The organism is Neobacillus drentensis (genome assembly GCF_036965645.1).
Taxonomy (GTDB): domain Bacteria; phylum Bacillota; class Bacilli; order Bacillales; family Cytobacillaceae; genus Neobacillus; species Neobacillus drentensis_D.
The window spans coordinates 274-6,027 of the sequence record NZ_JBALPZ010000198.1; the positions used below are offsets into that span (position 1 = coordinate 274).

The window sequence follows — 5,754 nt, forward strand, 5'->3', positions numbered from 1 at the left end:
TTGTAGGATTTTGTTTGCTACCAGGACATCTTAAAGGTTGTTCTTCATAAAGAACAGTAGTAATATAAAAATTAGATGATTAATAAAAATAATATATAATAGGAGAAGGAAAAATGGGTGACCCGCGGATTGAGAAAAATCACACACAAAGAGAACCAATTTTATTAAAATTACTATTCATTACTTTATGGGGACTATTTTTATTATTAAATACATGGACGGAAAGTATCGAGAAGCTAATGTACCTGCATACTTTCGGATTTAGATGGGTACCTTATCCTGACTTTTCCTCATTCTTTATTTTTAATGATATTACATTGGTTCATTCTGAATTTATTAAAGTAAAATCAGGACATTTTATTGGATTTGCTATATTGGATTTTCTTCTTTTTACCTTAATAAAAAATCATAAATACTCGATTGGAATAGCTCTTGTTTTTGCGTTTATAACCGAGTTTTTCCAATTGTTTTTCGGTAGGGATGGCAGATTTTACGATTTGGTTATTGATTCATTAGGGATATTTTCCGTATATTTTTTAACTAAGAGATTTCCCTCAAAACATAAGGCTAGGTGATAAAAGGATGAGCAAATGGCTCATCCTTTTTGGTTTCTCAGTTAATGTGTTAAAAATACCTTGACCACGGAGGTTAATCTTCTTTTATATAAAGTCATATACATCCCGAACAATGACTTTTCTGTTTGTTTTTCACCAATTTGTGCAGCAAGTTCATATTTTGAAGGCCAAATCAAGTTTACGAGTTCAATCAAACTATGTCTAACTGTATCGTAGCTGAATAATTGATAATCGATAAAATCGATGTACTGATTTAATCCTTTTATATTCTGATACTCCCATTTGGTTTGTTTTATTTTAAATGGCAGCTCTTTTACTTCATCCAAATGATGGAACTGGTGATAGACTATTGATAAAGTCCTCTTTAGCCGCTTTAGCGTTTTGTGCGAGGCAGCAAGTTTTAACAAGTAATCATAATCAATTTGTCCATCTAAAATGTAGATCAACTGAATAATGTCTATAAAGTATTTCGTTGAATCTAAATTGTGCCGCCACCCGTGTAAGCAAATCATGTAAAACAAGTGATTGGGTGATAGCTCTTTAAGATGTTTAAAGCTGCCAACTTGTACAGATTGATCCCATAAGTCATCTATTCGAAAGTCAGACGTGTTTTCCCTCACTATATTCCAGTGAATTTCTACCACTAACGGTATGGTAGAACCAGGTATGGTTTTACTAAAACTACAATGAAAATGACCAGGTACCTGCTCCTCTTCAAGTGTAAATCCTAAGTCCTTGATTATTTCAATTGCTCTATTAATGTCCTGTAATCGAATTAATAGGTCAATGTCCGAGGTTCCCCTAGCTCCGATATGTCCAAAATAGTTTTCAGCAAAATGAACCCCCTTAAGTGGGATAACATCTATACTCTGACTCTCAAAATTGGTTAGAATGGTATTCATTTGATTTCTGATTAAAAGATTTTGGAATAGCCCTTTTTCATAGTTCTCTTTTAAACGATTTTGAAAAAAAGCAGGGGTTTGTTTTAGTCTCCCCTGCTGCTTTAAAATAAAGAAAACCTGAGATGAGATTCCTTCATTTTCAATATCCAAAAGCGCACGTGTGTAGAATTCTTCTTCTTGAGGCATGCCAGTGTTTTGATTATATAGTAATGTAACCATCTCTAAACTCACTGCTCTCACCCCCATTCTATTTTGCCACTAAAGGTAAAGTACTCTCACTTTTTGAACTAAAGGATGAATCATAAAGTTTTCGATATAAACCAATTTGCTTCATTAGTTCATTGTGAGTTCCTTGTTGAACTATTTCCCCTTGGTCCATAACCATAATGATATCTGCGTGTTGAATGGTGGACAAACGATGAGCAATAATGATTGTAGTCCGGCCTTTCATTAATTCTTCTAAAGCTTCTTTTACGTAATACTCTGTTGCCCCATCTAAAGCAGATGTAGCTTCATCTAATAAAAGAATAGGTGCATCTTTTAAGATCGCTCTTGCAATTGCAATCCGTTGTTTTTGTCCCCCTGATAGCTTAATCCCATTTTCACCAATTTCTGTGTCATATCCTTTAGGTAAAGACAGGATGAAGTCATGGATTTCAGCCCGAATGGCTGCCTCTACCATTTCTTTTTTAGTGATGTTTGGACGAGCAATGAATAAGTTTTCCTTCACTGTCCCTGAAAAAAGAAAGGTCTCTTGTGGAACAAGGGCAATTGAACTTCTTAAATCAGATGCTGATAACTCCTGAAGGGACTTCCCTGCAATATGTATGTCACCTGATTGAGGTTTATAGAAGCCTTGCAGGAGATTAAACAACGTACTCTTGCCAGCCCCACTAGGACCAACTAAAGCAACTACCTTTCCTTCCGGAATTTCGAGGTTAAAATGGTCGAATACCTGTTTATTTTCCACATAACTGAAGGTAACATTTCGATATTCAATGGTTCCTTTAACACAGCTATTTTGAGAAAAGGATGGAAGTTCTTTTATGTCTGCTGGTTTTTCTAAAACATCTAGTACTCTCTCAAGCGCGGCAACTGACCGTTGAAAGCCGGCCCAAACATTGGCCATTCCTGTGATTGGATAGAATAAATGGGTGACTAGGTTTAAAAAAGTTAATAACGCACCAACTGTAAGAACCCCTTTGGAGACAAAAAGAGCCCCAATAGATAGGTTGATAATAAAAGTAATGGAACCAATGATTTGTTCACCCGTATTATACAAGCTTTGTAGTTTCGCATTATCTAATTCTAATTGATATAGTTCTTGATTTTGTTTTGCATATTTCTTATAGTGCAGCTTTTCTAGTGTAAAAGAGCGAATGACAGTAAATCCATGGAACGTTTCATTTAAAAGACTATTGATATTACCTACTAAACGGTGAATTAATCTGCCATTTTTCCGAAGTAGTAAGCCAAAAATCAAACCAGAAATTGCTGCAATCGGTGCGATTATCAAGCTTACTAAGCATAGCGTTAGATTTATATTCACTAAATACACAAATACAACAATATAAATAATCGGTAATCTAACAAGGCTAATCAGACTGCTTCCGACCACTCCATCGACACCATGGATATCATTGGAAAAGTGGGACATTAATTCACCAGAACGATAATTGGATACCTCTCCGGAGGGTAACCTTAAGATATGGTTAAAAAAATGGTTTTTTAAATCCATTTTTACCCCATTGGTCGCAACCATATTAAAAAAGGTATAGGATACACTGGAAACAATACTCATTAATATAAGGAGTGCACCATAGGGAATAAAGGATAAGATCTTTTTGTAACCGCCATGAATTGCAGCATCCGTAATTTCTCCATAGAACTTAGCAAAGGCTATCGTTAGGTAGATATCAACTCCTAACAAAAGGAGAATGGCAACATATGCCTTCCATCTTTTGAGAATATAGGGCAGGACAAAAGAAAAGACCCTGCGGATATCCTTCATTGAGAAATATTGAATCATAAGCGATTTCAGCTGATTTTTCATGGTTAGGACACTCCATCATTAATTAAAATGTAGTTTTAATTTTCTATTTAAATAGCTCCGTAGAATACCAGATAGGAAAGGAAAAGAAAGAATTAATTCCCCCCAGATGCGAACAATTAAATGATCTGTAGTAATCATAACTTGTTTTTTTTGCACGCTCACTAATTTTCCAAGTACCCAATGCTCTTCAATCGGTTGATCATAGGCGAGATTGGTGTCACCCTTAAGTAATAATAACGATTGATTTTTTACTTCTGTAGTTCTTACAAATCGGTGAGCAATCAATTGACCTGTTTGTGAATAATAGAGAACAACATCGCCTTTTTTTAATAAAGACGGTTTACATGGAACAAAACGGCAGAGATTTCCATTTTGTATATATGGAAACATACTACTTCCTGATGCGGGAAGCTCTAGCCAGCCATCCTTATTTATAGTTTTTTTTAATAATGTAAAAGTGTGAATGTCAATCAGCATATTGAATCAACCCACATTGAAGAAGATTCTCTAAAAATTCCTCCATATCCCTTTCGACCTGTGTTTCATCTTCATTGATGGAAAACTTCTCTATTAGATTTTTTGTAAGTGTAGCAACCGTTTGAACTTTGTTTAATCTGGACCAGCAGTAGCCACCCACATCATTTAACTTCGTGATAGTATATTCATCCGTATTTAGGATAATAAATTCGCCATCAAGTTCTGTTGTTTCATAGTTTCCCTTTTGAATATATTGAGTCATCATGATATTAACTCCCAAAATGTATTATTTTTTTGAAAATGAAGCTCATAGACTGGCACTTGCTTAACTAACTGTGACATTAACTGAAGAATTTTTTTTAGCTCCTCTTGACTTTGCGGCCAAAAAAACACTTTATCCATTAAATGAAGCAGGGCATCCGATTTTTCTATTTTTACCCGTTGATTTTGAAGAGCTTGGAAAAGGATTTGAACACTTGCTAATTCAACATTTCCCTCAAATGGTTCCGCCTCTAATTCACTTCGAAATGGTGAATTAAACACAGAAACTTGATTAGGAGTAATTTTTACAATTGAGGCTTCATCCGATAAAAGTTGCCTTGGATAGGAAAGTTTTGCTGCTGTTGATTTTCCGGCGCCAGAATGTCCAGCAAACAGATGCGCTTTGCCATTTTCAAGTACACATGAAGAATGGACTAGCAAGCCCCAGTTATGGTGAACAATAAAGGAACTATACAAATTGGTTAAGGCGTGTTTTAATGCTAAATCATCATACACTGATATAGTTGCAAATTTATACTCTGAATCAACATCGATTAAATAATCCGCTCTGGAGTAGATGACTCTATTATTTTTTTTTGTAATTTCGACTTCATAATCTTGGAAAGGAACACCGTAACCATCATTAATTTTAATAATTAGATCGACGGTTTGATTTTCGTCATCCTCGAAAGAATGAAAATTTTGCAATATTTTATGTTGATTTCCTGATTCGGACATAATATGAATCAAATGGTCACCTATTTTTGTTTGAAGTACTTTCATATTGGGCTCCTAATAATAAAAATCCTTTTATGGTAGAGGGGAAGTAAGCTGAATATTCTCTTCGCCTATCTTCCCATCATAGTCAATTAAGGGTTAACATTTGGATTGCATTGGCCGACTCCAATATTCCCATTGCCGTTGCCATTTCCATTATTTTTTCCATTTCCAGCAGTTCCAGCTCCGCATGGCTGTGGGTTTGGATTGGTTTCTACGGGGAATTGAATACCATTATTTCCTGTACCAGGATGATCATGCTTACCCTTACCAGGATTCCAGCATTGAGCTGTTTCAAAACGTATTGGTTGATGAATTAAGACAATGGGCCTTGTATATACTTTTTCTTTAGTCACTTTATCACCTCCTCTCTTAAATTGTTCGTTCACTATAAAGAACGATTTGGTCAAAAAAAATAATTTGATCAAATTTTAAGGTGAATAAATATATTATTTGTGGTACATTTCATTATATTAAATTATAAACTAATCTCCGTTCTATTAAAAGAACAAAAATTCGACAATTTATTGAATAAGTATCAATTTCAATTACAAATCTATTATATTCCTAGAAATATATAAATCAGAAAAATTCTTGCTTATTAAATAAATATTAGTAAACTCGTCCAATCCAACTATGTATTAATTCATATAATTTAAAGACATACAAATTTATCTGTATGTAACAGTAAGGGGTGATAGCAATGTAT

At 34.4% G+C, this 5,754-nt stretch carries 7 protein-coding genes; 1 reads left to right on the top strand and 6 read right to left on the bottom strand.

Annotated elements, in window-relative coordinates:
• Positions 1–239: 239 nt before the first annotated feature.
• Positions 240–575, top strand: a complete 336-nt coding sequence (locus tag V7266_RS27855; RefSeq protein WP_420491512.1) for a VanZ family protein — start codon at positions 240–242, stop codon at positions 573–575.
• Between the two features lie 41 nt (positions 576–616).
• On the opposite strand, the gene V7266_RS27860 is transcribed toward V7266_RS27855, so the two are convergent.
• The 6 genes from V7266_RS27860 to V7266_RS27885 form a co-directional block, all read right to left on the bottom strand.
• The gene (locus V7266_RS27860; protein ID WP_335472469.1) at positions 617–1,708 is read right to left on the bottom strand and encodes a nucleotidyltransferase domain-containing protein; all 1,092 of its coding nucleotides are present in this window, start codon (positions 1,706–1,708) and stop codon (positions 617–619) included.
• Between the two features lie 16 nt (positions 1,709–1,724).
• A complete protein-coding gene (locus V7266_RS27865) occupies positions 1,725–3,530 on the bottom strand; it encodes an ABC transporter ATP-binding protein (RefSeq protein WP_335472470.1) in 1,806 nt (601 codons plus the stop codon).
• An 18-nt stretch (positions 3,531–3,548) separates the two neighbouring features.
• Positions 3,549–4,007 (bottom strand): signal peptidase I, encoded by a 459-nt coding sequence (locus V7266_RS27870; protein ID WP_335472471.1) that lies wholly within the window; start codon positions 4,005–4,007, stop codon positions 3,549–3,551.
• Entirely contained in the window at positions 3,997–4,272 is a 276-nt protein-coding gene (locus V7266_RS27875; protein WP_335472472.1) for a PqqD family protein, read from the bottom strand. Before V7266_RS27875 ends, V7266_RS27870 begins: the two co-directional genes overlap by 11 nt.
• The gene (locus tag V7266_RS27880; protein ID WP_335472473.1) at positions 4,269–5,051 is read right to left on the bottom strand and encodes a hypothetical protein; all 783 of its coding nucleotides are present in this window, start codon (positions 5,049–5,051) and stop codon (positions 4,269–4,271) included. Before V7266_RS27880 ends, V7266_RS27875 begins: the two co-directional genes overlap by 4 nt.
• A gap of 86 nt (positions 5,052–5,137) precedes the next feature.
• Positions 5,138–5,401: a hypothetical protein gene (locus V7266_RS27885; protein ID WP_335472474.1), complete on the bottom strand. Its 264-nt coding sequence runs from the start codon at positions 5,399–5,401 to the stop codon at positions 5,138–5,140.
• Positions 5,402–5,754 lie beyond the last annotated feature (353 nt).

Coding starts and splice junctions, on each gene's coding strand:
- V7266_RS27865 (WP_335472470.1), bottom strand. CDS start 3,530: ATGAAAAATCAGCTGAAATCGCTTATGATTCAATATTTCTCAATGAAG.
- V7266_RS27880 (WP_335472473.1), bottom strand. CDS start 5,051: ATGAAAGTACTTCAAACAAAAATAGGTGACCATTTGATTCATATTATG.
- V7266_RS27875 (WP_335472472.1), bottom strand. CDS start 4,272: ATGATGACTCAATATATTCAAAAGGGAAACTATGAAACAACAGAACTT.
- V7266_RS27855 (WP_420491512.1), top strand. CDS start 240: ATGTACCTGCATACTTTCGGATTTAGATGGGTACCTTATCCTGACTTT.
- V7266_RS27870 (WP_335472471.1), bottom strand. CDS start 4,007: ATGCTGATTGACATTCACACTTTTACATTATTAAAAAAAACTATAAAT.